This window comes from Anaerovibrio lipolyticus (genome assembly GCF_021531495.1).
Classification (GTDB): Bacteria; Bacillota; Negativicutes; order Selenomonadales; family Selenomonadaceae; genus Anaerovibrio.
The window spans coordinates 1-24,921 of the sequence record NZ_JADYTY010000030.1 but is presented as its reverse complement, the minus strand read 5'-3'; the positions used below and the strand labels follow the sequence as shown (position 1 = coordinate 24,921).

28 protein-coding genes and 1 pseudogene are annotated in these 24,921 nt (G+C 46.7%); 17 read left to right on the top strand and 12 right to left on the bottom strand.

Going from position 1 to position 24,921, the window contains the following annotated elements; all coding sequences use genetic code 11:
• The 4 genes from I6E26_RS09320 to I6E26_RS09305 form a co-directional block, all read left to right on the top strand.
• Positions 1-429 (top strand): hypothetical protein (locus tag I6E26_RS09320; protein ID WP_235321603.1); only part of this gene is annotated, 429 nt, incomplete at its 5' end.
• Positions 430-819: 390 nt separating this feature from the next.
• Positions 820-1,305, top strand: coding sequence for a hypothetical protein (locus tag I6E26_RS09315; protein ID WP_235321602.1), 486 nt, complete (start codon positions 820-822; stop codon positions 1,303-1,305).
• Between the two features lie 72 nt (positions 1,306-1,377).
• Positions 1,378-1,935, top strand: coding sequence for a plasmid pRiA4b ORF-3 family protein (locus I6E26_RS09310; RefSeq protein WP_235321601.1), 558 nt, complete (start codon positions 1,378-1,380; stop codon positions 1,933-1,935).
• A 73-nt stretch (positions 1,936-2,008) separates the two neighbouring features.
• The gene (locus I6E26_RS09305; RefSeq protein ID WP_235321600.1) at positions 2,009-2,389 is read left to right on the top strand and encodes a methylglyoxal synthase; all 381 of its coding nucleotides are present in this window, start codon (positions 2,009-2,011) and stop codon (positions 2,387-2,389) included.
• 524 nt (positions 2,390-2,913) lie between these two features.
• Here the strand turns inward: I6E26_RS09305 and I6E26_RS09300 are convergent.
• The 5 genes from I6E26_RS09300 to I6E26_RS09280 form a co-directional block, all read right to left on the bottom strand.
• A complete protein-coding gene (locus tag I6E26_RS09300; RefSeq protein ID WP_442862515.1) occupies positions 2,914-4,536 on the bottom strand; it encodes a DUF4368 domain-containing protein in 1,623 nt (540 codons plus the stop codon).
• 100 nt (positions 4,537-4,636) lie between these two features.
• Complete coding sequence (locus I6E26_RS09295; protein WP_002334813.1) at positions 4,637-4,831, bottom strand: hypothetical protein; 195 nt, start codon at positions 4,829-4,831, stop codon at positions 4,637-4,639.
• Positions 4,832-4,902: 71 nt separating this feature from the next.
• Complete coding sequence (gene mobV, locus I6E26_RS09290; RefSeq protein ID WP_235321599.1) at positions 4,903-5,847, bottom strand: MobV family relaxase; 945 nt, start codon at positions 5,845-5,847, stop codon at positions 4,903-4,905.
• Between the two features lie 183 nt (positions 5,848-6,030).
• Positions 6,031-6,426, bottom strand: a complete 396-nt coding sequence (locus I6E26_RS09285; RefSeq protein WP_195993416.1) for a replication initiator protein A — start codon at positions 6,424-6,426, stop codon at positions 6,031-6,033.
• A 111-nt stretch (positions 6,427-6,537) separates the two neighbouring features.
• Positions 6,538-6,951 (bottom strand): cysteine-rich VLP domain-containing protein, encoded by a 414-nt coding sequence (locus I6E26_RS09280; RefSeq protein WP_195993415.1) that lies wholly within the window; start codon positions 6,949-6,951, stop codon positions 6,538-6,540.
• 349 nt (positions 6,952-7,300) lie between these two features.
• On the opposite strand from I6E26_RS09280, the gene I6E26_RS09275 reads away from it, so the two are divergent.
• The 4 genes from I6E26_RS09275 to I6E26_RS09260 all read left to right on the top strand — a co-directional run bounded on the left by I6E26_RS09275 (position 7,301) and on the right by I6E26_RS09260 (position 10,296).
• Complete coding sequence (locus I6E26_RS09275; RefSeq protein ID WP_235321598.1) at positions 7,301-7,846, top strand: AAA family ATPase; 546 nt, start codon at positions 7,301-7,303, stop codon at positions 7,844-7,846.
• A 57-nt stretch (positions 7,847-7,903) separates the two neighbouring features.
• Positions 7,904-8,704, top strand: a complete 801-nt coding sequence (locus I6E26_RS09270) for a helix-turn-helix domain-containing protein (protein WP_202690766.1) — start codon at positions 7,904-7,906, stop codon at positions 8,702-8,704.
• 36 nt (positions 8,705-8,740) lie between these two features.
• On the top strand, positions 8,741-9,256 hold the full coding sequence (locus I6E26_RS09265; RefSeq protein ID WP_015573183.1) for a hypothetical protein: 516 nt from the start codon (positions 8,741-8,743) through the stop codon (positions 9,254-9,256).
• A 173-nt stretch (positions 9,257-9,429) separates the two neighbouring features.
• Positions 9,430-10,296 carry an aminoglycoside 6-adenylyltransferase AadE gene (locus I6E26_RS09260; RefSeq protein ID WP_001255868.1) on the top strand — a complete coding sequence of 289 codons (867 nt, stop codon included), beginning with the start codon at positions 9,430-9,432 and terminating at the stop codon, positions 10,294-10,296.
• On the opposite strand, the gene I6E26_RS09255 is transcribed toward I6E26_RS09260, so the two are convergent.
• Positions 10,245-10,655, bottom strand: coding sequence for a hypothetical protein (locus tag I6E26_RS09255; RefSeq protein ID WP_235321597.1), 411 nt, complete (start codon positions 10,653-10,655; stop codon positions 10,245-10,247). The two genes, I6E26_RS09260 and I6E26_RS09255, sit on opposite strands and share 52 nt — an antisense overlap.
• Before the next feature lie 243 nt (positions 10,656-10,898).
• Positions 10,899-11,027 (bottom strand): helix-turn-helix domain-containing protein, encoded by a 129-nt coding sequence (locus tag I6E26_RS09250; protein WP_235321596.1) that lies wholly within the window; start codon positions 11,025-11,027, stop codon positions 10,899-10,901.
• A 179-nt stretch (positions 11,028-11,206) separates the two neighbouring features.
• Between I6E26_RS09250 and I6E26_RS09245 the strand changes: the two genes are divergently transcribed.
• From I6E26_RS09245 to I6E26_RS09235, 3 genes are all read left to right on the top strand, one after another.
• Positions 11,207-11,371 (top strand): hypothetical protein, encoded by a 165-nt coding sequence (locus tag I6E26_RS09245; RefSeq protein WP_154407985.1) that lies wholly within the window; start codon positions 11,207-11,209, stop codon positions 11,369-11,371.
• Positions 11,372-11,442: 71 nt separating this feature from the next.
• Positions 11,443-11,856 carry a WYL domain-containing protein gene (locus tag I6E26_RS09240; protein WP_235321595.1) on the top strand — a complete coding sequence of 138 codons (414 nt, stop codon included), beginning with the start codon at positions 11,443-11,445 and terminating at the stop codon, positions 11,854-11,856.
• A gap of 189 nt (positions 11,857-12,045) precedes the next feature.
• Complete coding sequence (locus I6E26_RS09235) at positions 12,046-12,567, top strand: hypothetical protein (protein WP_235321594.1); 522 nt, start codon at positions 12,046-12,048, stop codon at positions 12,565-12,567.
• A gap of 317 nt (positions 12,568-12,884) precedes the next feature.
• Here I6E26_RS09235 and tnpB read toward each other — a convergent pair whose 3' ends face one another.
• From tnpB to I6E26_RS09220, 3 genes and pseudogenes are all read right to left on the bottom strand, one after another.
• Positions 12,885-13,994, bottom strand: coding sequence for an IS200/IS605 family element RNA-guided endonuclease TnpB (gene tnpB, locus I6E26_RS09230; protein WP_235321593.1), 1,110 nt, complete (start codon positions 13,992-13,994; stop codon positions 12,885-12,887).
• A gap of 292 nt (positions 13,995-14,286) precedes the next feature.
• Positions 14,287-15,172: pseudogene (locus tag I6E26_RS09225) on the bottom strand (bile acid:sodium symporter family protein).
• A complete protein-coding gene (locus I6E26_RS09220; protein WP_235321592.1) occupies positions 15,169-15,579 on the bottom strand; it encodes a hypothetical protein in 411 nt (136 codons plus the stop codon). Before I6E26_RS09220 ends, I6E26_RS09225 begins: the two are co-directional and overlap by 4 nt.
• Before the next feature lie 207 nt (positions 15,580-15,786).
• Here I6E26_RS09220 and I6E26_RS09215 point away from each other — a divergent pair, with 207 nt between their 5' ends.
• Together I6E26_RS09215 and I6E26_RS09210 are read left to right on the top strand one after the other, a co-directional pair.
• Complete coding sequence (locus tag I6E26_RS09215; RefSeq protein ID WP_235321591.1) at positions 15,787-17,331, top strand: SLC13 family permease; 1,545 nt, start codon at positions 15,787-15,789, stop codon at positions 17,329-17,331.
• 65 nt (positions 17,332-17,396) lie between these two features.
• A complete protein-coding gene (locus I6E26_RS09210) occupies positions 17,397-18,161 on the top strand; it encodes a hypothetical protein (protein ID WP_235321590.1) in 765 nt (254 codons plus the stop codon).
• Between the two features lie 164 nt (positions 18,162-18,325).
• On the opposite strand, the gene I6E26_RS09205 is transcribed toward I6E26_RS09210, so the two are convergent.
• Positions 18,326-19,963 carry an IS1634 family transposase gene (locus tag I6E26_RS09205; RefSeq protein ID WP_235321589.1) on the bottom strand — a complete coding sequence of 546 codons (1,638 nt, stop codon included), beginning with the start codon at positions 19,961-19,963 and terminating at the stop codon, positions 18,326-18,328.
• A gap of 219 nt (positions 19,964-20,182) precedes the next feature.
• Between I6E26_RS09205 and I6E26_RS09200 the strand changes: the two genes are divergently transcribed.
• From I6E26_RS09200 to I6E26_RS09190, 3 genes are read left to right on the top strand one after another with little or no spacing between them, the layout of a single operon-like run.
• Positions 20,183-20,404, top strand: a complete 222-nt coding sequence (locus I6E26_RS09200; protein WP_235321588.1) for a FeoA family protein — start codon at positions 20,183-20,185, stop codon at positions 20,402-20,404.
• A 60-nt stretch (positions 20,405-20,464) separates the two neighbouring features.
• Positions 20,465-22,366 carry a ferrous iron transport protein B gene (gene feoB, locus I6E26_RS09195; protein ID WP_235321587.1) on the top strand — a complete coding sequence of 634 codons (1,902 nt, stop codon included), beginning with the start codon at positions 20,465-20,467 and terminating at the stop codon, positions 22,364-22,366.
• A gap of 25 nt (positions 22,367-22,391) precedes the next feature.
• Entirely contained in the window at positions 22,392-22,580 is a 189-nt protein-coding gene (locus I6E26_RS09190) for a FeoB-associated Cys-rich membrane protein (RefSeq protein ID WP_235321586.1), read from the top strand.
• Positions 22,581-22,693: 113 nt separating this feature from the next.
• Here I6E26_RS09190 and I6E26_RS09185 read toward each other — a convergent pair whose 3' ends face one another.
• On the bottom strand, positions 22,694-23,563 hold the full coding sequence (locus I6E26_RS09185; protein ID WP_235321585.1) for a LysR family transcriptional regulator: 870 nt from the start codon (positions 23,561-23,563) through the stop codon (positions 22,694-22,696).
• A gap of 213 nt (positions 23,564-23,776) precedes the next feature.
• Between I6E26_RS09185 and I6E26_RS09180 the strand changes: the two genes are divergently transcribed.
• The gene (locus tag I6E26_RS09180; RefSeq protein WP_235321584.1) at positions 23,777-24,757 is read left to right on the top strand and encodes a YeiH family protein; all 981 of its coding nucleotides are present in this window, start codon (positions 23,777-23,779) and stop codon (positions 24,755-24,757) included.
• Positions 24,758-24,921 lie beyond the last annotated feature (164 nt).

The window sequence follows — 24,921 nt, the reverse complement described above, 5'->3', positions numbered from 1 at the left end:
TTTGTGCAACTACATTTTACCACAAGGGTTCGCTATGGATTTTTAAGTGTTCAACTTAATTATACAATCCGCCGCAGGGTATTCAATGAACAGGTTGCCCTGCATGGCAGGACCTTAACAGCGGCAAAAGAAATTATCAGGATTTGCCGCGATAGAAATCTGCTGACAGAATACTTGAGTGAAAGAGAGAAGGAGGTTGAGGATATCATGCTTACCTTATTTGACCAAGAAAAGATTTGGAATATTGAAAGAGATAATATCAGGGCGGCAGCTTTGGCAGATGGTATCAGCCAGGGGGCTGCCGAAAAGGAGCAAAATATGATTGTTGGTATGTTAAAGGAAAATGTCAACATCAACACTATCGCCAAGGTTGCACAAATGACAGTTGAGCAGGTTGCAGCTATTGGCAAAAAAGCAGCCGTGCTATAAGATAGCACAACAAATATTGGATTATTCTGTTGTATCTGTTCAGACAAAAAGAAGGACAGGTGCGGCATGTACCCAAAGAAAACCTTGAGTGCAGCCTCGCTTCTTAGCGAGTGCGAGCGTAAGCGACGCAGGAGCTTAGAAGCGCGAGGCTGTGCTAAGAGCGAGAGCGAGTTTTCTATGGGTACTGCCGCTACCTGTCCTTTTATAATGTCTGAACAGAGTCCACGAAATATCAAACTACATCATCAGTATATGCACGAAGTAACGAGCAAGCACAACGATAAACTTGAATTTCCAATTATGAAGACGTATTTTGTCCGTGTATCGCTGTAAAATATACTTGCAGATATATGATAGCTGCTAGTATAAATGTGCATGGGAGGAATATTCATGAAAGAGCAGAGTGAGCAGGACTTTATTGTGGAGAAGTTTTCTTATGAGAGTTTGGAGAAGCTGTCCAAGGCGGAGCTGATAGATATTGTGTATAGCTTGCAGGATGCCCTGGTGGATCTGCGTGTCATGGTATGTGGCTATGCTCAGATTGGTATGCATAAACCGCTTTATAAAATTGCCACAAGTATCGAAAAGGGGGATTTGGCTAAGTCCTGGGATAAGGCAGAATGCAAGAAGATTGTCCTGCATATCAATGAAGCATTGAAGGAAGATTTGGAAGCAATGCTGGGGCAGATGAGGGCATTGAGCAAATATGAGGCCGATTCCTATGGTGACAGGGATGGCATGATTACAGGCAGGCCGGAGGCTTATATCGGTAATGAGCAGGATTATGAGTTCTATATAACAGACAGAGAGGAACTTATGATACAGGATGCCATAGAACATTTGAAAGAAGGCTGTAGCTGTTCTTGGGGAAAATAATACAATGTATTGCATGAGATGATAATGAAAAAATGGATTATAATCCATTTTTAGTATGGCAATCACCTGTAGATGGATTATAATCTATTTACAGGTGATTTTTTGCAGGCAAGTTTCATAAAAATTATGCACACAGATATTATATTTTATCCTAAAGGTCTGGGCAGGGAAGCGTACAGGGTGATTAAAATATCGGGAAGTGCAACTTTAAATGGCCTTTGCAAGGCAATACTTGATAGTTTTGATTTTACGGATGACCATCTCTACGAATTTTGCATGGACAATAAAATGTACAGCAGGGACAGCTATCAGTCATCTACGAAGATGGACGGGCGGTCAGCAGAGATCAAAATTGACAAGCTGGGCTTAAAAGAAAAACAAAAATTTTCCTTGCACTATGACTTTGGGGATGATTGGATGTTTGTAATTAATGTCCAGAAAATTCAGGAAGAGTCTGGGAAATGCAAAACTTGTGTAGTTAAGAGCAAGGGAAAGGTGGAACAGTATCCGGATTTTGAAGATCTTGAGGATGATGATTGGGAGATGGAGTTTGGTGAGAATGATGAAGAAGAGGATGAGGATGAGTGTGATGAAGAGACTAAAAAAATAATTGATAAGCTGTTTCGGTAGAAGAATAGATAAGTCCGTTAGAAAATAACTTAGAGGAAAGTTCTGCTGACGAGTGTGCAAAGGAGGAAAATGTATGCAGACGATAGCTTTGATTGCCCATGACAAGAAGAAGGATGAGATGCTGGAGTTCGTTGGTCACCACAAGGATTTGCTGAAAAATTTTCATCTGGTGGCAACACGGACCACGGGAACGCTGATTAATGAAAAGTATGGACTGAATGTGGAGACCATGATGTCAGGCCCTTTGGGCGGTGACCAGAAGATTGGTGCCCTGATTGCGGTAGAGAAGGTGGATTTTGTGATTTTCCTGCGGGACCCTCTGACCTCCCAGCCTCATGAGCCGGATATCAACGCCCTGCTGCGCCTGTGCGATGTGCACAACATTCCGCTGGCTACCAACAGGAAGAGCGGCCATATCCTGCTGGAATATGTGGCGAAGAAAATGAATGGATGAATGATTGAACGGATATAATGACTTTCTGCTTGAATGATTGAATGATGAAGATGCTGAAATATTGTGATGTTGAAATGTTATGATATTTAGATATTGCGATATTGCGATATTGAACAGATATATTGCTGTTGATGATGTAGTTGCTGTGAAATGCTGTCTGCAAAGATGGTATTTTACAGCAATTATTTTTTAGAAGGACATATTTTAGGGTAGTGATTTGGTATAATAAAATTGCTCCAAAGGAAAATGCCGCAGCATACTGCCAATATGCTGCGGCATGGGTGAGGTAAATGAGTTTTAAGTGCAATGCTTGAGATGTGAGATTTGATGTTTGATGTTTTAATGACTGTACCTTACTTGCTTATCTCACACATCAGGGGATATTTTTCTGATGGTTCGTATGGAGCCGGATTGTCAGTGCGGTAGAGTAGATAGTCCACGCTGGTTTTGTAGAAGTCAGCCAGCTTCATCAGAAGTGCCAGTGGGATTTCCCGGTATCACATAGTTAAAGATATTGGTGTCATTTAATCAATTTTGCCGATAAAGCGATAGAAGATTTCTACCTCCTGTTCCCGGCTTCCGTCCTCACCTTTGACCGCTTCATGGACAACGATTTTTTCAATCAGCGTATTCAAAAGTTCAGCGGTCAGTTCTGTTGGATTGACGCACTCTTTCATCAAGGCAATCCATTTTTCTGCGTCTGCGGCGTTCTGGCTTTCAGTGGCGATAGCGGATTGAAGCCGCTCAATCTTTTCGTCCAGTTCAGCCTGTTCGCTTTGGTACTTCCCGGACAGCATAGAGAAGTTGTATTCCGTGATACGCCCCGCCGCCCAGTCCTCATACATCCGGGCAAACAGGGTATCGACTTCGGCTTTCCGCTTCTCCGCTTTGTTCAACTCTGCGGCTTGCTTCTTTCTTGCGGCGGCCTGTCCCTTGTCATTGGCGTTTAACAGCCGCTTCAAGAGCCGTTCTTCATCATGCTGTACCAGCCCCGACCAGTATTGCAGACGGGAGAGGACATAGGCGTAAAGCACATCATAGCGGATATAGTGCATGGAGCATTGGCGTGTGCCCTGTCCGTACTTGCTACAATGATAATGGCCGTAAGGCTTGCTGTTCTGCCTGTTCTCCCCATAGGACAGCGACCAGCCGCAATCCGCACATTTTACCAATCCGGAAAAAATCTGCGTTGTACCATCCTTGCACTTCCTGCGGCGGTTTGCTATCTGTTCCTGTACCTGCCGGAAAACCTGCTCGCTGATAATCGGCTCCTGCGTATTCTCCACCCGCACCCATTCACTTTGGGGCTTGCGTACCCTCCGCTTGTTCTTAAAGGAAATGTTCGTTTCCCGGTAGTGGATGGTATGGCCGATATAGGTTTCATCTTTCATAATGCTCTTGACCTGGGCTATCGTCCATGCGTAACTTTTTTCCTCCGGCGCACCCGCATAGATGTTTGCAAAAGTCCCGTCACGCTGGAAGTTGATAAATCCCGGCGTGGGAACCTTTTCCGTAATCAGTATTCTTGTGATACTGGCTGCCCCTCTGCCATGAATGGCAAGGTCAAAAATCTTCTCCACTATCCAGCGGGTTTCCTCGTCGATTATCAGCTTGTTTTTGATTTCCGGGTGCTTCCTGTACCCGATGGGAGCATAGGCACCGATACGCTGTCCTGTGGCAAACTTCGCTTTGAAAGCGGCCTTTACCTTGCGGCTTGTATCTTTCGCAAACCATTCATTGAACAGGTTTTTGAACGGGACAAAATCGGAAAGCCCTTTCTCTGTGTCCTCATTCTCCGCAACGGCGATATAGCGCACCCGTTTTTCCGGGAACAGAAATTCCAGATAGTAGTCCATCATCACATGTTCCCGCCCGAAACGGGAAAGGTCTTTCGTGACAATGCAGTTTACTTTTCCGGCTTCCACATCGTCCATCATGCGCTGAAAATCCGGGCGTTCAAAGTTCGTCCCCGACCAGCCATCGTCCACATACTCACCGACTACATGAAGTCCCTGTTCCTTTGCGTACTGTTGCAGGATTGTCCGCTGTGTTTCAATGCTTACGCTGTCACCATAGTTTTCATCGTCCCGGCTCAATCTCATATAAAGCGCCGTGTTGTAAATCGTAGTATTGTAAGGTTGTTTCACCGTTAAAAATCCTCCTTCTAAAGAAACAACCCACGCTTACAATACTTTTGCTCTATGGCAATTATATCATAAGCGTGGGCGTGTTATCAATGATGGGCTATCAGGTTGAAGCGGCTTTTTCTGCGGTATGCCGCACCACATCTACAATCAGATCACCGAGGGGCTTCCCGCCTGCGGCGAAGTGTTCGGAGATTTTTATACGGTTGTTCCCACATACAAAATACTGCGTGCCGTTCTCTGCTTGTATGACCTGCCCTGTCCGGGGTGTAAAAATATCGCTTTCGCTTTTTGCCATCCAGTGTCCTCCATATTCAGTTTTCAAGGTACAATGCCGCACAGAAGCGGCGAAAATTTCTGCTTATACTATCACCTGTCCTTTGTCGTGTACCGTTGTTGCCGTTTCACCTGCGCCAGCACTTCCGGCGGGATACGGTCAACGAAATTGCGGAGATTGTGTAATTCGCTTTCCAGCGTTGCCCGTTCCATGCGGTCTTTCATCTTGCCTTTTTCACTGGCCTTTGCCCTTGCTTCCAGCTTTTTGTTTTCTTCCAGCAGGTCATTGATTGTGACCTTGTACTTTTTCAATTGCCCGGAGAAGTTCTCCATCTGCGGGAACCACTTTTTCAGCATGGAGAGGGCTTCCTCTTTTTTCTTTCCGGTGTTCAGCGGGTTAATGCCGTCAAGGGCGGCTTCAATGGCTCTGGCCTGTTTGGAGAGGGAAACCGCCTGTTTGAAAATCCGGGTGGGGATATGCTTCCGGCCTGTCTTGCTGGCACTTTCCCCACGCTCCAAGTCAGGATATTTCTCCACCATATAGGCGTGAAAATCGTCCTGCCACTTCGTCAGGTTTGCCCGGTTGCCGATAATCTCCTTTGCACACAGGCGGTTGTCCTTTGTCAGCGGAACAAAGGTCAAATGCAGGTGGGGTGTTTTCTCGTCCATGTGTACCACCGCCGACACGATATTTTCCCGTCCCACCCGGCTAATGAGGAAATCTGCCGCCCTTTGGAAGAACGCCTGTATCTCCTTTGGGGATTTCCCCTTGAAAAACTCCGGGCTGGCGGTTATCAGCGTATCGACAAACCGTGTACTGTCTTTCCTTGTCCGGCATCCGGCCTGCTCGATACGGCTCTGAATGAAGTGGTAATAGCGTCCCTCCGGCTTGACGATATGGAAGTTGTATTTGCTCCGGCTTGTGTCAATGTCGGGGTTACTGGCGTATTGTTCTTTCTGTCTTTCGTGATGGGCTTCCAGCGGCCTTGCCGGGTTGCCCTTGTGCTTCTCAAACCGCAAAATTGCGTGTTGTGCCATTCTACTCCTTTCCCCATTCCTTTCCTATCCGGGGTTTTCCACAGGGAAAATCCCGCCAGAATTATCTCTGATACGATAGGAATGGAATGGATATAAATAAATCATTTTAATCTTTGTATTTCTATATACTGTCTGGTTTTCGTACTTCTCAAGATTGATTTCCGTACTTCAAAGGTACGGTTTTTAGTCCTCCGGCGTACCAGAACGGGATTTCTTGAAGTCGGTGTTTGGAACCGCTTCATAGGATTTTGGGAAAATGCGGTTGGGTTTTCCACAGCCCTGCTTCTGGATCTCCACCAGTCCGGCGTATTGCAGTTCCCGCAGGGTATTCACCGCTTTCTGCCGCCCACAATGGAGCAGGTCAACCACCTCGCAGATGGGGTAATACAGGAAAATCCGTCCGCAGTCATCCGCCCACCCATTCTTGCGGGATAACTCTGTCCGGCGCAGGATAAAGGCGTACAGAACCTTTGCCTCGTTAGACAGGGCCTTGAATGTGGGGGCTTCAAAGAGAAAATTCGGGAGCCGGGTGAAGCTGAACGCCTTTTCCGGCTGGTGGATATAGATGGTATTTGTCATAGTGCGTTTTGTGGACGGTTAGAAGGCCGTTTTCCGGGGCGGGCGATACTTTATACCGCCTGCCCCGGTTTGGGGCTTCCAAAGCCTGATAAATCAAGGCTTTTTTCGCTCCTAACTGTCCACAGCAGACCTCCTTTTCCGTTCACTTTCGGTTTTCTGCCGCCTGTGAACTCTGGCGGCGCAGCCGGGGCAGTATTTTGCCCGGTTGGATTTAGGGACGAACACACCGCCGCAGACCGCACAGCGTTTCAAGTCCTTATCCCGGAAAATTTCCGCTTCCAGCGTCCCGTCCAGCGGCAAGACCGCCCAGCGGAACCACTTACAGCAGACTGAGAAAGAAACCATCTGCGGGCAGGTGCAGGTGTCCCCATCGTCAAGGACAATGCAGTTGCCGTCCTCACAGCAACAGCACTCCCGGCGTATCAGGCTGGCCGCCTGTTTCCTCTGCGCCGGTGTCATGCGGTAAAGGGAACCGTCCGGCCTGCGTTCCAGCGGCGGCAAGTCTTTATAGGGGTTATCTCTCATGCGTTCCCTCCATTTTGCTTTCCGTTGCCGTTCCCCCGAAAAGGTTTCCTGCCCCATTCCTGCGGCGTGTTCCGGCGTTGGCACGCTCCCCATACTTCGGGACATTTTGTCCCGAAGTCCGGCTCCTTGCGGTGCTTCCCCAGCCGGGGTATCCCTTTTCGGACGGTCATTCTGTTTTCAAGGTGCTGTCCATCGATGAACTACCCTAAGTCTACACCTAAATGACCGCCCGTTCCGTATATCCGAAAGGTGGGAAATCGGCTTAAGAAACAGGCTATTTCCACGCTCTCGGAATTGTGGTAAAATAATAAGTACAGAGTGACAAATTGGAATTTGAGGGGATAAATAAATGGAAAAAGGAAGAATTGTTATAGTCGCCGGAGCACCTGGAACAGGAAAAAGCACAGTATCAGCAATCATTGCTGAAGAATCTGATATGGAAAAATCTGTGTATATGCATACCGACGATTTTTATCATTATCTTAGAAAGGGAGCAATTCCTCCCCATTTACCGGAATCAAACGAACAAAACTTGATTGTAATAGAGGCTTTTTTAGAATCAGCAAAGCGTTTTGCCCGTGGTGGATACGATGTAATTGTAGACGGTATTATCGGCCCGTGGTTTTTAAAGCCGTGGTTAAAAATTGTGCAAGAGGGTTATGAAGTACACTATATCGTTTTGAGAGCTAATAAAGAAGAGACCATGAGAAGAGCGATTAACCGCTCAAAATTAGACAGGAAGACTAACATTGAATTAGTTGAGGTAATGTGGGGGCAATTCCATGATCTTGAAACATACGAAGTGAATGTTATAGACACAACAAACCTGTCCGTTAAAGATACAGTTTTGAAAGTAAAAGAAAGAATTACAACCAGAACCGCATTACTTCATTAGATTTTTTCAAAGAAGGCATACAAATCCTAATTTATCGGGCAGACAAGGAGGGAGAGCATGGAGTTATCCATACAGGAACGGCTAAAAGACCTGCGTGTGGAGCGTGGGCTGACATTGGAACAACTTGCGGAGCAGACCCATCTCTCCAAGTCTGCTTTGGGCAGTTATGAGGGGGACAAGTTCAAAGACATCAGCCACCATGCCCTTATTGAGTTAGCAAAGTTTTACGAAGTGACTGTTGATTATCTGCTGGGCCGTTCCCAAACAAAAAATCACCCAAACGCCGATCTTGCAGACCTGCGTTTGAGCGACGATATGATTGAACTATTGAAAAGCGGGCGGGTGGACAATTCCCTCTTGTGTGAACTGGCGACCCACCCGGATTTTCCCCGGCTCATGGCCGACCTTGAAATCTATGTGAACGGCGTAGCGGGAAAGCAGGTGCAGAGCGCAAACGCCATTGTGGACGCTGTGAGTGCAACGATTATGAAACAACACAATCCCGGCTTGACTGACCCACAGCTGCGACAGCTTATCGCCGCCCATATTGACGATGACAGCTTTTGCCGCTATGTGATACAGCAGGACATAAACAAGATAGCCTTCGACCTGCGGGAAGCCCACAAGGACGATTTTTTCAGCGTCCCGGAGGACAATCCTCTGGAAGATTTTTTGCAGACCGCAGAGGAAACCACCAGAGAGGACAGCGACCCGGAGCAGGCGGCTATGGCATTTATCTGTAAGCGGCTCAAGCTGAACTATGGGAAACTGTCAGAGGAAGAAAAGAAGTGGTTGAAAAAGATTGCACAGAAATCGGATTTGCTGAAAAATCCAAAGCCGCAGCGGGGACGCAAGTAAGAGAATAATAAATCAGATTATATGGAGGTATTGGTTATGAAAAAGTGGTTACTGATAATTTCAGCGACTGTTATTTGCGTTGCTGCCGCTTTTTTATATTTCTTTAGTTTAACTCCCAAAGGAGATACCATTACCAGCAGAGAAAGCATATTGAACACCGCAATTTCAAAAGGGAATGAATGGACTATCGCAAAAGAACTGGAACTTGGCGGTTATATCGTGAGTGGAGCATACAGTACAGATAATAAATCTACACTTGCTATCTTTGAACCAACAGGAAATGGAGACTACAAATTTAGTACATCAACAAACCGAAATAGTGATGAGATTATTGTCGGTGGCGTTGCAATAAACGGAGAATGGTATGATTTAATTTGGTTTAATGGTGCTAAAACAGAGTATGCTGAAATCACTTATACAATAAATGGACAAGTGCAAGATACATTGAGATACAACACAGATGATATGGATATTATCTCAATTAAAAACCCAGAAAAAGAGTATTCCATTCATGTGGCTTACTATGACAATGATGGAAATAAATACGAATAAATTGTTTTTCATCGAGAAAATAGCAAAGCCAGCCGAGCCAGTCAACGGTCAAGATGAACGGCGCATTTCATGCGCCGCCGTTGACAGTCCCGCCCGTCTTTGCTAAAGGGTAATCAAGGCGGGAAAGCCCTAAAATGGCTTCACACCTATTTCAATAATTGGAGGAGATAAAAATGAGATCAGAAAAGGAAGTTTATGATATTGTTTTGAATTTTGCAAAAACAGACAAACGCATTCGCATGGTTACTTTGGAAGGATCTAGAACAAATACAAATATTCCGCCTGATGATTTTCAGGATTTTGATATTACTTTTTTTGTTACGGATATGGACAGCTTCACAAGTGATGATAAATGGCTAGATATATTTGGTGAAAGGTTGATTCTGCAAAAGCCGGAAGATATGGAATTATTTCCAGCTGTAGAAAAGGGATTTTCATATTTAATGCTGTTTACTGATGATGTTAAGATAGATTTAACTTTGCTGCCGCTGGAACTGATAGACGAGTATTTTACATGGGATAAACTGGTAAAGTTACTGTTGGATAAAGACAACCGTATCGTAAAGCCGCCAATACCAACGGATATAGACTACCACTTGCAGAAGCCTACTCAAAGAATGTTTGACGATTGCTGTAATGAATTTTGGAATACTACAACATATGTAGTAAAGGGCTTATGCCGCAAAGAAATTCTTTTTGCTATTGACCATATGAATGATATAGTACGAAAAGAATTGCTTCGCATGATTTCCTGGCTGATTGGTATCAAACAGGGATTTCATTTCAGTTTGGGAAAAAACTATAAATTTATGAAGCAATATGTCCCAGAGGAATTGTGGGAACGACTTATGTCTACTTATAATATGGATTCCTATCCCCATATGTGGGAATCCTTTGAACAATGTATGGCATTGTTCCGGGAGGTTTCGTCAGAAGTGGCATGCCAGTTGGATTACCAGTATCCACTATATGATGAAAAAATCAGTAATTATGTGATTCGGCAAAAGAAAAAATATGGCATTGAAGATGATAACAAATAAAATTTTTTCAATCGAAAAAATTTATTTTGATTATTCAATTTTGAAAAACTGAATACCTCAAAATCAGAAAGAGCGCGGCCAAGCACTTTGAGGGATTGGCCGCCTTGTCCACCCATCCAGCGGGGCGGCGGGCGGCGGTCAAGGCCGGGTGTAACCCCGTTCATTTCAGCCTTGACGGTTGCCCGCTGTCCTGCTACTTTTCCGGGAGTGTGGCCACAACTTCGGGACACTTTGTCCACAAGTCGGAGCGTAGGACGAGGGACGGGGGCTTTCATATACGCCCTGTCTGCTGATGAAACCAGACCTGCGCTTGCGGCTCCACGCCACACAAGCACAGCCCTGTTTTCCTGCCGCTTCAAATGCCCTTGCCCTCCCCGGCGGCAACGGCATTTTCACAGCAACGCCGACAGAGCGTATAACACACTACACTTTGCTTCGCAAAGTCGTGTGCCAAATGGGGGCGTTGCCCCCTTTGGAAACCCCCACAAGAAAAGGCGGTATGCTCCCCCTCCACGGGGCGCATACCGCCTTTTCTTGTTATCCAGCCCTCCGGCTGTATCGGTTGAGCAAAAGTCAGCGTGGGATTGATGTGGTATCTTTAACTAAGTGATACCCCGCCTGCCCAGTTCGTAGTAGGAATAACAGACCTGTGAGCAGTTTAAAAGAGCAGCCAGCTCTCGCTGCTTCAGGTCGTTATCCTCACGCAGATCATAAAGTCTTGATAAATGCAATCAACCACCCCCTTTTGGGGATAGTATATTATAAATCATTTTGTTATAATCATTATGAAAACGTATTGTTTTATAAGGAATTTGCTAAAATGAGCATAAAGTAACATTAGGTCTGGTTAGTTTATTTTATGAATAATTCTTTTTAAGATTGGTGATAATTATTTTTGGGAGGGATAGATATGCTGAAGGATATGGCTGAGATGCTGTTTGGCGAAAAGAAGTGTGCCAGGTGCGATAGCAGGGAAAATATCAGGCGTGTGGCAGTCTCAAGTTTTTCCGGCCGCAGGGAGTACAAATGGCTTTGCCCCAAGTGCGCTCTTTTAGAAAAGGCAAAGGTTTATTGAGGTGAGGATATGGCTACAAATGATACTCAGTTTTCAGAGGGAAAAACAGATAGAAGCATATCAGGAGCCTTTTGAAAAATGAGCTGTTCCTGTACAAGCAGACGGAAAATGCCCACACCGTCAAGGATTTGCTGTGGCAGCTCAGCGAGGCGAAGCAGCAGCAGAGATATGTGCTGCTGGAGTACAAGAGGGTTGGTGCAAGAGCCTATGAGAGTATCAAGGTAAAGCCTTTGGGAATCATGTTTTCGGAGATGTACTTTTATCTTTTGGCGCAGGTGGAGGAAAGTACGCCGATAGCCTTCCGCCTTGACCGCATAGGGGAGTGCAGCCTGCTGGCGGAGGTGTATACCAGGGGAGCCAAGATGTGGTTTCTCAGCCAGGCGGAATTTCTGGAGGTAATGGAGCCGGCGGATTTCCGTCAGGAGATGCAGGAAACCATCAGCAGGATGCTGGGGAATTATCAGGAGCAGGTTCAATTGCCATAGTTGCCGTCAGGCAAATTTTTTAGTATAATGTTATCAGTTAATTATCAGCTAATTATCAGTTACAGAATCGTTTGCAGCGCAGCAAGGCAGCGAGTCTGCAATGCAGCAAAGTAGCAAAGTAGCAAAGTAGCAAAGTAGCAAAGTAGCCAGGGGGCGATTTTGCGCAGGATAGGAGCAGGAGGTGAAATCATGGCAGTAAGTGGCATTTTTGGTGCCCAGGGCGGTAGTGCCTGGGATTGGCTGAACAAGGCGTCTGACAATGCCTATGGGGTAAATGGTCAGGAGCAGGAAAGAGATGGCTCTCTTTCTCCGGAGGAAGCGAAGAAAAAGCTGAATGGGCGCAATTCCACGCCGGAGGAATGCGAGACATGCAAGAACCGCAAATACCGGGATGGCTCCGATGAGATGGTTTCCTTCAAGGCTGCTGGCCATATAGCTCCTGAGTCTGCTGCGGCAGTGGTGATGGGGCATGAGCAGGAGCATGTGTCCAACGCCTATCAGAAGGCGGAAAAGGGCAATGGCGAGGTTGTCAGGGCTTCCGTGCAGCTCAAGACGGCGATTTGCCCTGAATGTGGCCGCACCTATATCTCCGGGGGCGAAACTAATACCCAGATTAGGTATTATAATGAAGACAATCCTTATCAGAAGGATATGAAGGAATCTGATGCAGACAATAAGTATCGTGGAGCTAATGTGGATATTTCTGCGTAAGGTCTTTTAGTATTGTTGCGGAACTTGTATGCCTGATGCAGTGGCTGTGCTTTGTGTACAGTTATTGCATCGGGTATTTTTGTTGGAAAAAGTTTTGTGCAAGTGGCGTTGAAAATGGTGTATTGTTTTATGAAATTATATCTGAATTGGCAAAAATAATGCAAAATGATTTGAACTACTCCCTCCTAACGCTTAGCGTTTGAGGAGGGAGATTCCCACTTCTACGAGAACAGCCTTCTGCCTTGGCAAAAGGACTTACACACTCTCCGTGGGCGTTAATTTCCGTAGTTCCTACGGTATTTTTTATGTTTTGAAGCTTATGCAGATATTATTTCTTTTGCTTTAGCCAGAATATTCCTGGCTGCATTCACATCTCTATCGTGGTGGTGCCCGCATACAGGACAATCCCATGCACGAATAGCAAGATTTTTTGTGTTCTTGTTCTGATAGCCGCATTTACAGCATTTTTGAGAACTTGGGTAGAATCTAGGAACCCTTACCACTCTGCAGCCATGCGGCACTGCCTTGTATTCAAGCATCCTGAAAAACTCCGACCATGATACATCAGAAATGGCTTGTGCCAGTTGATGGTTTTTCAGCATATTCCTGACCTGCAAGTCCTCTATACCGATCAGTTGGTTTTCCTTGACCAGTTTAGTGGAGACTTTGTTCAGATAGTCCTTGCGGATATTTGCTATCTTTTCGTGTATCCTGGCAACGATGATTCTCTGCTTATTGCGATTATTACTGCCTTTTGCTTTACGTGAAAGCTTCCGCTGCTCCCTTGCCAGTTTTTTGCTGTATTTCTTCAATGTTTTCGGATTAGCAGCAACATCACCATTAGAATCGGAGTAGAAATCCTTAATTCCCACATCTATGCCTATTTCTCCGCCATTATTAGGAAAAATTTCTACTTCTTCCTCAACACACAGGGAAACAAAATACTTGCCTGTGGCCTTGCGTGACACAGTGACATTCAAAATTCTGCCTGTGAAATTCCTGGAAAGTTTTATTTTTACTAAGCCAATTTTGGGAAGCTTTAGCTTGCCATTCGTGATTGCAATATTGTTATTAACACACTGGGAACGATAGCTGAGGCAATGATTGTGCTTTGATTTATATCTCGGATAGCCTGATTTTTGGGCAAAAAAGTTTTTGAAGCCTTTGTCCAAATCTTTTAATGCCTGCTGCAAAGAGGTACTATCTACTGCTTTCAGCCATACATAGTCCGGCTCACATTTTAACTCGGTCAGCATTTTGCTAGTCTGCTTGTAAGTCACACTTGTTTTGGAATTTGTCCATGCTTCTTTACGGATATTCAAAAACCTGTTATACACAAACCTGACGCATCCCAGTGTCTGATTGATTAGCTGTTGCTGTTGTTTAGTGGGATATATTCGATACTGATAGCCTTTTTGCTGTAACACATCGTTCACCTCCTGTCACTTACTATTATATCACTACTATGTTCTGTTGTCCACCTCAATTACTAGCGTAAATTCGGCGGACGTGGCATTCATCTCCCGCCTATAGAGGCAGGGAGTCTTCTGCCACATTAAGATAAAAAATGCCAGCAAAAATATCATCACTAAACATAAATAACAGAGGGAAAGTTTTTTGCCAATAGAAAATGCCATCATCGAAGGGCGGCAATTGCGCCTATTGCTGATGGCATTTTTATTTTTTGCTAATTATGCTAAGTTTTTGTCAAATAGCTTTTTATTTGGTGGCAATGGCAACATCGCTGTCGGCATCCTCGCTGTCATCTTCCAGCAAGGTTTCCTTGTTCATGCGGGCTGCAAGGTAGTTGGCAGCCAGGGAGCCGGAAATGTTGTGCCATACGCTGAAGATAGCCCCAGGGATTGCCGCAGCTGCACCGAAGTGGAGCATGGCAAGGGAAGTAGCAAGGCCGCTGTTCTGCATGCCAACCTCAATGGAAACAGCCTTGGCCTTGGCAATATCCATCTTCAGAAGCTTGCCGATGGCAAAGCCGCAGGAATAGCCCAGCAGGTTATGGAGCATAACGACTACCATAATCAAAGCACCGGTCTCCAGAATGCGCTGGGAGCTGACAGCTACTACGCCGCCTACAATCAGCACGATGGATACAACAGATACTAGAGGCAGAACCTTTACAACCTTCTCAACAGTGCTGCGGAAAAGGGTGTTGAGGATAATACCCAGCACAATAGGTGCTACTACCATCTTCAGGATGGACAGCATCATGGCGGACAGGGAAATCTCAATCCATGCCCCTGCCAGCCACCAGGTCAGGAGCGGCGTAACGATAGGAGCCAAAATGGTGGTTGTCATGGTCATGGAAACGGACAATGCTACATCGCCCTTGGCCAGATAGGTCATGACGTTGGAGGAAGTGCCGCCAGGGCAGGTACCAACCAGAATGACACCGGCTGCCAGGTCAGCAGGCAGCCCGAAGGCGGTAGCCAGCAGCCATGCCGAACATTACCACACCCAGCAGGATGGTAATGTAGGATGCCGACCACTTGAAGCTGGCAGGCTCAAACAGGGCGATTGCTGCGACTACGATAACAAATACAGCCATGTACTTGGACACGAAGCCGCTGAGTTTTTCCAATGAATTCATAATAAGTGCATCTCCTTTGGATGTATGGAAGCAGCCAATTCACTTATCTGTTCTATAGTAAGAGCGGTGAATTCAGATATTTCATCGTATGGCTTATTCGCTTTCAGCATCTTTATTGCAAAATCCTTCGTGGTTTGCTCGCGACCATAAATAGTACCTTCATCAAAGCCCATTGCTCGTTCTTCCATCATAGTCTGCATGTAAGTCATGTAGCTCACTCCCTTTCCAGTGTCATTCCTGAGTTCCCGAACTTCCTCATCCAATTGCCGGGTGTAATCATCCGTCACTTCGCCAGTAGAGATATAATCTATCAGATTGGCCAATTCCTTGCTTATCCTATGCCCATCTCCCTCCGTATTGATAAAAACACGGGTTACGCCATCATCCAGCACCAAAGATAATAGCATTTGTGGGTGCAGCGTTGCCGCAGGAGAGCTTGGCTTTCCTGCGGTATTTTTTTAGGTACCAAAATACTATTTTTGGTCAAATTATTTACATTATTACTTGTAATTGTTATTATAGAAATGCGTATAATAAATAGTAGCGCTTGATATTGATTGCTCGGGAACTATTGGATAATATGCCATTATGAAATGTGTGAGGAGGTGGTTCTCATGCGCAAGCTGGGACAGGACGCTCTTGCCATCAAGAGGGCGGAGCAGTCTTTTGACAGAAAGAGGAGAACGGTGGGGCTTTTTGGTGCGCCGCTTTTGGCATTGCTGATTTTTATGATGCCTATTGACGCCCTGACATTGGAAGCGCACAAGCTGCTGTCAATTATGGTGCTGGTGGCACTGTGGTGGATCACGGAGCCGGTGCCTATCCCGGTAACATCCCTTTTGGGACCGACATTGGCGGTCATGACAGGTGTAGTAAAGGCGGATGCCGCCTTTGCCGCCTTTGCCAATCCCATGATCTTCCTCTTTATGGGTGGCTTTATTCTTGCCAAGGCCATGATGCTCCACGGCCTTGATAAGCGTTTTTCCTACTGGATTTTGTCCAGGAAGTGGGTGGGCTCCAATCCAAGGAGGATTTTTCTTGCCATCGGCATGGCGGCAGCCCTCTGCTCCGGCTGGGTGAGCAACACGGCAACGGCTGCCATGATGCTGCCTATCTGCCTGGGGCTGCTGTCCGCCATCAAGGATATGCTGGCTGCTAATGGCAAGGAGATTGACCTGTCGGAGTACAAATATGCCACGGGGCTTATGCTGATGACGGCGTATAGTGCATCTATCGGCGGTGTCCTTACACCTATCGGCACGCCACCAAACCTGATTATGCTGGGCTTTCTTGACCAGATGGTGGATGTGCATATTTCCTTCTTTCAGTGGATGGAATGGGGCTTTATTGCCATGGTGGTGTATTTTTCCATTGCCTATGTGGTGCTGACCAGGCTGTTTCCTGCGGATGTGGAGCGCATCGAGGGGGCAGAGGAATTTATTGCTGGCAGGATTGCAGAGCTGGGCAGCTGGACCAGGGCTCAGAAGAATACCCTGATTTGCTTTGCGGTGGCAGTTGTCCTTTGGGTGATGCCGGGCTTTCTCAGCATGGCGCTGACGCCGGGGGACCCTGTGCTGAAAATGTATAACAGACTGTTCCCGGAGGCGATTGCCGCCATGGGCGGTGCCTTGTTGCTGTTCTTGATGCCGATTAATTTTTCCGAGCGGCGTTTTACTATCCGCTGGGAGGAGGCAAAGGAAGGCATTGAGTGGGGAACCTTGATTTTGTTCGGTGGCGGTCTGGCTATGGGCTCCATGATGTACAAGACAGGGTTGTCTGCCTGGATTGGTGATTTAATCGTGGGCAGCATGGGAGGCAGCGTGTCCCAGGTGACGATTGTGGCTGTGTTCTCCGTAATGGCACTGCTGCTTTCCGAGCTGACTTCTCATACGGCGGCAACCAATATGATTGGGCCACTGGCCATTACAGTGGCTGTGTCGGCAGGACTCAGTCCGATTCCTGTGGCAGTGGGCATAGCCCTGTCAGCCTCTCTGGGCTTTATGCTGCCGGTTTCCACGCCGCCTAATGCCATTGTGTATGCAACAGGCTACATTCCTATTACAAAGATGCTCAGTACCGGCGTGTATATTGATATTATCGGTATCGGCTGCGTGACTATTCCGCTGTCTATTTACTTTGTCACCTGGGTGCTGGGGTGAATCAGCTGCCGCAATAGCAGCAGGATGGATTGCCACAATGATTGTTGCGGGAAAGGATGATGTAAATGCGTAGGGAAATAAGAAGAATTTTTGCCATGCTATTGCTGCTGGCAGGTTTGTGTGCCCATACTGCTTTTGCGGAGTATTCGGGGGACAGGCAGGTGCAGGAGTTCATTCCCTGCATCGCAGGTGTCTGGGTGGATGAGGCAGGCCATCGCCAGATGCATATTTTTGGTGGCCAGGATGGCATCAATAGCTTCAGGATTATGGGGATTCGGGACTGGGAGGGAAATGCTGCTGATGGCTCTGCCGTGCTGACGGTAATGGAAAAGCGCGGTTCCCGGGAGATGACTGTGGAGTATCACAGGGACGGGGCGGATAGCTGGCTGCTTTTGGATGGCAGGCTGAAGGTGGTGCCGGAGCAGGCGGAAAAGGTGCACGCCGAGTCTGTCGGAGGCGTGTCCCTGGATATGCCAATGATGCAGCTTTTGTACCTCTATGGGGCTCCGGCGGAGTATCTGGAGGAAGCTGCCACCAAGGAATTGTGCGGTGTAGAAAGCTATGCCTGGTATTATCGGAACGAGGGCTGGCTGGTGACCTTTGACAGGTCCTCCAGCACCGTGGACAGGATTTTCCTGTTTCCGGGCAGCAGCAAATTTCTTGATCGAGCGGTACTGAATTGTGATTCGCCTTTGGAACGTTTTGAGGGCTTGTACGGTCTGGGCAGGTGCCCAAAAGCTGGTGACAGCTTCCATCTTGGGCAGCAGGAATACCTGAGTTTTGCGGGATATCCGGCTTATATCTGCCTGAGTATTTATAACGGGCAGTAAGGCGGTTTTCTGCCTTTTAGTTTTATGCTTTTTGCCTTTTACATTTGCGGTTGTTTGTGATATACTATCCCATCTTTGACAGTTGTTGAACTAAAAAATGTCTCGTAAGCCAGTATTTATGCGGCTTGCGAGACATTTTTGTTACGTAAAGAATTATAGTATTTTTATCTTTCCTTACTTTTTTTCTGGATATTCCTCATTTCTTGCTTTGTCATAAACTGAAAATCGGTATTAAATCCAAAAATCTGATGAAGTTTATCGGTTATAGCAGTTCTTTTATATATTGGAATGTATCCCTGCTCCTGAACTGTTGCAAAATTCATATTTCGTATAGTTCCAAGAATTTCTGTGCATGTATATCTCTTACTCATCTTCTGTTCAATGCATCTGTATAAGATTAAAGCCAGAAAACAAGTAAGAAAATGAGCTTTTATTCTGATTTCCTTTTGCAAAAATACAGGACGTGCTTCAAAATCAGTTTTCATTATTCGAAAACACTCCTCAATCTCCCAGCGGCCTTCGCTTACATGTATTATATCGCTTACCTTATCATCAAGAAGGTCGGTAGAGACAGCATATAATCCGTCAAAAAGAGCTTCATTCTCTATTTTTTCATTATCGAGAAGATCATGGATATTTGCTATTTCACCATCATTGGTAACTGCTATCTGCTTCCCTCTTATTGTTTTCTGATAACTTGCATATTTGGGTGAATATACAACAATAAGCCTCTGATGCAGCTCTCTGGGCGTGTATGGAATTTCCTTATAGTAAATCCCCTTATCGTCATAAGGAAGATTGGAAATATCTGTGCTCATATCATCATATAGATTTTTAAAACCGCATTTGTTTAGTGCCCATGCCCGTTCTTCTGCTTTTAATTTTTTTATGGACTGCGTAACGATGAAGGCACGTTTTCCCATGTGATTATATTCGCGAATTCTCTCCGCTCCCAGTCCTGCATCGCTGCAATAAATAAACTTTTGGCAACCGAACTGGGACAGAATTTTTTCTTCCAAAGGTTTTACAGAGGTTTGTTCATTCGAATTTTCAGGAAAAAGTGAAAAGGCAAGCGGAATGCCGTCTCCATCCATGAACATCCCCATTTGCACTATAGGGTTTGGCCGGTGTTCTTTGCTTTTCCCATATTTCTTACATCCATCTTCCTGGGATATTTCAAAATAATAATTAGTGCAGTCGTAATATAATATCTTGTCGTTACGGGAGCCAAGAAAACGGCTGTTTTTATAAACTTCTGATTGTATAAAGTCACATTCGTCTCCAAGGACACTTAATGCGCGGTATACATCGTGCAGGCTGTATGAAGGTTTTTCAAGAAATTCATTGGCAATGTTGTATGAAGAACGCTTGCTGGAAGGTTCTAATATACGGGCATAGAGCATATCAGACAGAATTGAATTGATGTCATATTCAAATTTATATTTGTCTTTAAGCTTTCGGCAGATTTTATCAATATGCAGTGCATAATACATTGATTGCAGAAATAAATAACCTCCACGGTGGAAAGCCTGCCGATCATACTTGATTTTAGCATCGGTATTGAACGTAATTTTTACTTTTTTAGCTTCGTTCTCAGCCTTATCCTTCATTGTTTCCAGCTTTGCTTCTGCACGTGCCCAAGCCATGACGTCATCACGCGTAGGACCATGTTCTTTGATAAGTTCCTTGAGGGTTCCAAGTTTTCGTATATTAACGGAAGTGCTGACTCCCTTGTCATTTATAAAACTTTTGGCGATGTAAAAAGACTCGGAATTTTTTGATTTTGATGTAGTTACTTTCATGCCAATCGCCTCCTCGTCTTATTATATCACATAATACTATAAAATACTATATATTAAAACGAAAAATTTGACAGCGAGACGGCATAATTTACAAGGGTTGAAAGGTGTTTTTTTCGTTTTGAAGTGTCAAACTCCCGATATTATCATATTAAATGTGCTTTTGAGAATTGTTATTATTATATTATGCAATAATTTATCATTATCATTGGAGGGATAAATATGACATTGAAGGACGGCAAGACCGGCATGGTGCTGCGGGTTGACAGTATTGCAGAATCAGGCCTCAAGGAACGCTTGATGACCATGGGACTGCTGCCGGGAACCAAGATAAGCGTACTGCGTTCCGCACCTTTGGGGGATCCGATGGCCATAGGGCTGCGTTCCTATCATCTGGCAATCCGCCGCAAGGATGCCGCCAATATACAGGTGAGCCAGGTCTGATTTGTCTGGCTGATTTGAATGGAGTGGCGTGTCGTTTCATCAGAAAGGAGTTTTTAGATTATGAGTGCAAGCTTATCGGTAGCACTTACCGGCAATCCTAATACCGGCAAGTCGACGATTTTTAATGAGCTGACAGGAGCCAGGCAGAAAATCGGCAACTGGCCTGGCGTTACTGTGGATAAAAAGGTAGGTTATGTCCGCCACAATGACAAGGATATCATGATTGTGGATTTGCCGGGAACCTACAGCATCAATGCCCGTTCCCCGGAGGAAAAAATCGTTATTGATTACCTGCTGACCACCCATACGGATCTGGTGGTGGATGTGGTGGATTCCTCCAATATAGAGCGCAATCTCTACCTTACCTTGCAGCTTCTGGAGCAGGGGATTCCCCTGATTATTGACCTGAACATGCAGGATGAGGCGGAAAAGCGGGGCATCAAGATTGATGTGAAGAAGCTGGAAGCATATCTTGGCTACCCGGTGCTGCTGACCATTGCCCGTGATGGCAAAAGCCTGAAAAACATGCTGAACGTGTTTACATCTATCTCCATGGAAGGCTATGGTGCCAGCCCGCAGCTGAAAGCCCATATTGCCAGAGTGCATGAGATTGAGGCGGAGGTGCAGGATGAGAAGGAGCGTCAGGCAAGGCTTATAGAGCTTCGCTATGAGTTTATTGACAGTATTTTGCAGGAAGCTGTAGAGTTCTCCCATGTGGGCACTAGCACCTCTGAAAAGATTGACAAGGTGCTTGCCAATGGCGTGCTGGCTATTCCGGCATTCCTTGCGATCATGTACGCTGTTTTCCAGATTACCTTTGAGTGGATCGGCCAGCCGATTGCAGATGCCCTGGATGAGTTTATTGCCGGTGATGTGACAGATGCGGTGTCTGGTGCCTTGGAGTCCATGGAGGTGGCTGACTGGATGCAGTCCCTGGTGCTGGATGGCATTGTGGGCGGTGTCGGTTCTGTTATCGTCTTTGTACCGCTGATTTTTATTCTGTTCTTCTGCCTGAGCTTTTTGGATGGCACTGGCTACATGGCCAGGGTTGCCTTCGTAATGGATCCGATTATGCGCCGGGCAGGCCTGACCGGCAAGGGGGTCATGCCGCTGATGATGGGCTTTGGCTGTGGCGTGCCTTCTATCATGGGTGCCAGGGCTTTGGATTCTGAGAAGGACCGCATGCTGTCCATCATGGCAGCACCTTTCTTGACATGTGGCGCCAAGCTGCCTATAATGGCCTTGTTTGCAGCTATGTTCTTCCCGGATAATGCAGCCAACGTGGTATTTGCCATGTATGTGGTAGGCGTGGTGATGGCCATTGTGTCCACCAAGCTGCTTTCTCATACTACCTTCAAGGATGACAATTCCACCTTCCTTTTGGAGCTGCCTCCGTACCGTATGCCGGATATGAAGACGGTGCTGCTGGAAACCTGGGACAAGGGCAAAGGCTATCTGGTCAAGGCCGGTACGATTATCTTCCTGGGCTGCGTTATCATCTGGTTCCTGGGGGCCTTTAACGGCGAGGGAATGGTGGAGGATATGAGCGAAAGCTTCCTGGCTTCTATCGGTGCCGCTGTAGGTGCCCTGTTCACCTTCCACGGCTTTGGCACATGGGAGGCCGGTGCAGCAGCGATTTCCGGCATCCTGGCTAAGGAGTCAGTGGTGTCCACTATCGGTATTCTTTATGGATTGCCTGATGTATCTGCTGAGGCGGAGGATGCCATTGAGACTGCCGAGGCAATGCTGCAGACCGGCATGGGCAGTGCCTTTACGCCCCTTTCCGCCCTTGCCTTCATGGTGTTCTCCCAGCTGTATACCCCTTGCGTTACTGCCCTGGGCACGATCAAGAAGGAAGCTGGCAGCTGGAAATGGATGATTTTTGCGGCTGTGTACATGTTTGTGCTGGCGTGGGTTGTGTCCCTGCTGGTATATCAGGTGGGCAGTTTGTTAGGATTCTGAGTTTGATTGTCAGGAGGTCTGCCTTATGGCTACTTATGTAATCGGTTTGCTTATTCTGGTGCTGCTGTTTCTGGCAGGACGCCATGTGTTCAATAATCTCCGTACCGGCGGTCATGACTGCTGCGGCTGCAGCGGCTGCAGCAATGGCCATAGTGCCGGTGAGGCTGAGAGTACAGCAAAGGCGGGATGTTCCTGCTGCGCCCTGCATAAATAAGCATAGATAAGCATAGATAATCAATACACCTAAGTGTTTTCTCCATAATATCATACAAAAATGACCGACGTGTAATAGCTTTTGCATTATGCCGCCGGTCATTTTTTTGCAGGTTATATGTAGGATTTGCACAGGTCAATAAAAGTTTTCAGGCCTGCTGTCAGGTATTTGTTCTTGTGGTAGACGATGCGGAAGCTGCGGCGGAAGGTGATGCCGGGGATGGTGAAGGATGCCAGCTTGCCCTCCTGCAGTTCCTTTGCTACCAGGCGGCTGGAAATTGCGCTGATGCCCAGCCCGGCAGCTACCGCCTGCCTGATGCTTTCTGTGTTATTGTAGGAACCGGTGACGTGGCATTGCAGGTGGTGCTGGTTCATGACATGCTCAAAGAGGTTGCGGGTGCCGCTGCCTTTTTCCCGCAGGATAAAGGGCAGTTCTGTTAGCTGCTCCCTGGTAAAGCCCTCCGGGGGAAGCAGGGCAGGAGAGATAATGAAGATTAGCTCATCCTCAAGAAAGGGAATCTGGGTAAGGTAGGCAGAGGTGATGCTGCCCTCCACCAGGGCGGCATCCAGCTCGTCTCGCAGCAGGGCATCTTCCAGGGCGGCGGTGTTGTGGACATGGGAATAAACTTCCTGCTCCGGCATGGCTTTTTTCAGCCTGGTGATGATGTCGATAAAAATGCTTTCCCCGATGGAGAGGGTAGCGCCCAGCCGGATGGGGGCGGCCAGGGAAAAGCTGCGCAGGGTTTTCTCGGTCTGGGCAGACAGGGATATGATGTGCCGGGCGTAGTGTAGCAGTTCCTGCCCGGCAGGCGTCAGAAAGAGCTTTTTGCCCAGCCGTTCAAAGAGCCTGACCTGATAATGCTCCTCCAGCTCTTTTACCGCCTGGCTGATGGAGGGCTGGGAGATGTGCAGCTTTTGGGCTGCCTGTGTCATGCCCTGCTCATCGCAGACAGAGATGAAGATTTGAAAATGGCGCAGTGTCATACTGCTTGCCTCCTTTTATGCAATTATCTAAGTATTCGATTATCTGATTTTATATGATTATCCATAAGTAAATACATATTAAAATCATTATATCATAGTATTTTACATATATAAAGAAAAAGGATACAATGTAACCATAGTAATGATGCGCATTGAGAGTAAGTCAATGAGCCTTGTATGGTCAGGGCAATAGTGCATGGGAGGCATGTTGAGATGAAAGGTCTTTGGAAAGGTATTTTGTACGCATTGGTGCTGGCAGTACCTGCTGCTTATCTGGGGAAGCTGTATCCGATTATCGGCGGCCCGGTTTTTGGTATTCTGCTGGGCATTATCTGCGCCTTTATTCCGCGTGGTGAGTCCTTCAACGCGGGGATTAATTTTACGGGCAAGAAGATTTTGCAGTATTCCATTATCCTGCTGGGCTTCGAGATGAATTTGTTTAATGTGCTGGAAGTGGGGTCCCAGTCCCTGTATGTGATGATTTTTACCCTGCTGACTTCCTTTGCCGTGGCATGGTGGGTAGGCAGGCTGCTGAAAATGCCTGAGGACACCAAGACGCTGATCGGGGCAGGCACTTCCATCTGCGGCGGCTCTGCCATCGCGGCGCTGGCACCTGTTATCGGGGCAAAGGATAAAGATATTGTGTTTTCCATCTCCACGATTTTCCTGTTCAATGTGCTGGCGGTGTTTATTTTCCCCTTCCTGGGGCATGTGATTGGCATGTCGGATTTCGGCTTTGGCATGTGGGCTGGTACGGCTATCAATGATACTTCCTCGGTGGTGGCGGCAGGCTATTCCTACAGCGAGGCGGCTGGCAGCTATGCCACCATCGTCAAGCTGACCCGCGCTCTGATGATTGTGCCAGTGTGCCTGTTCTTTGCCATGCTGACGGCCAGAAAGGCCAAGGCAGAGGGGCAGGGCTTTGATTTAAAGCGGATTTTTCCTTTCTTCATTCTGTGGTTTGTGGTGGCTTCCATTGTCAATACCAGCGGCATCCTGCCGGCAGAGGTGAGCAAAGGGCTGGGGGATTTCGGCAAGTTCTGCATCGTCTGGTCCATGGCTGCCATTGGCTTGAACACAAACCTCATGTCATTGGTGAAGAACGGCGTGCGCCCGATTTTCCTGGGGCTGTGCTGCTGGATTGCGGTAGCGGTTGTATCGCTGATTGTGCAGCATATTGTGGGGATTATGTGAGATGCTGCTCCTGAATGAAGGCAGTGGCATAGGGACTTTAGTTTAAATTTATATTAATTTTGCAAAAAAATTCCTGCATTTAGCAGGGATTTTCAGACCGTAGACAAATATGGCAGCGAGTTATCCACACTCGCTGCCATATTTTTGCCTTATAAAGTAATCTG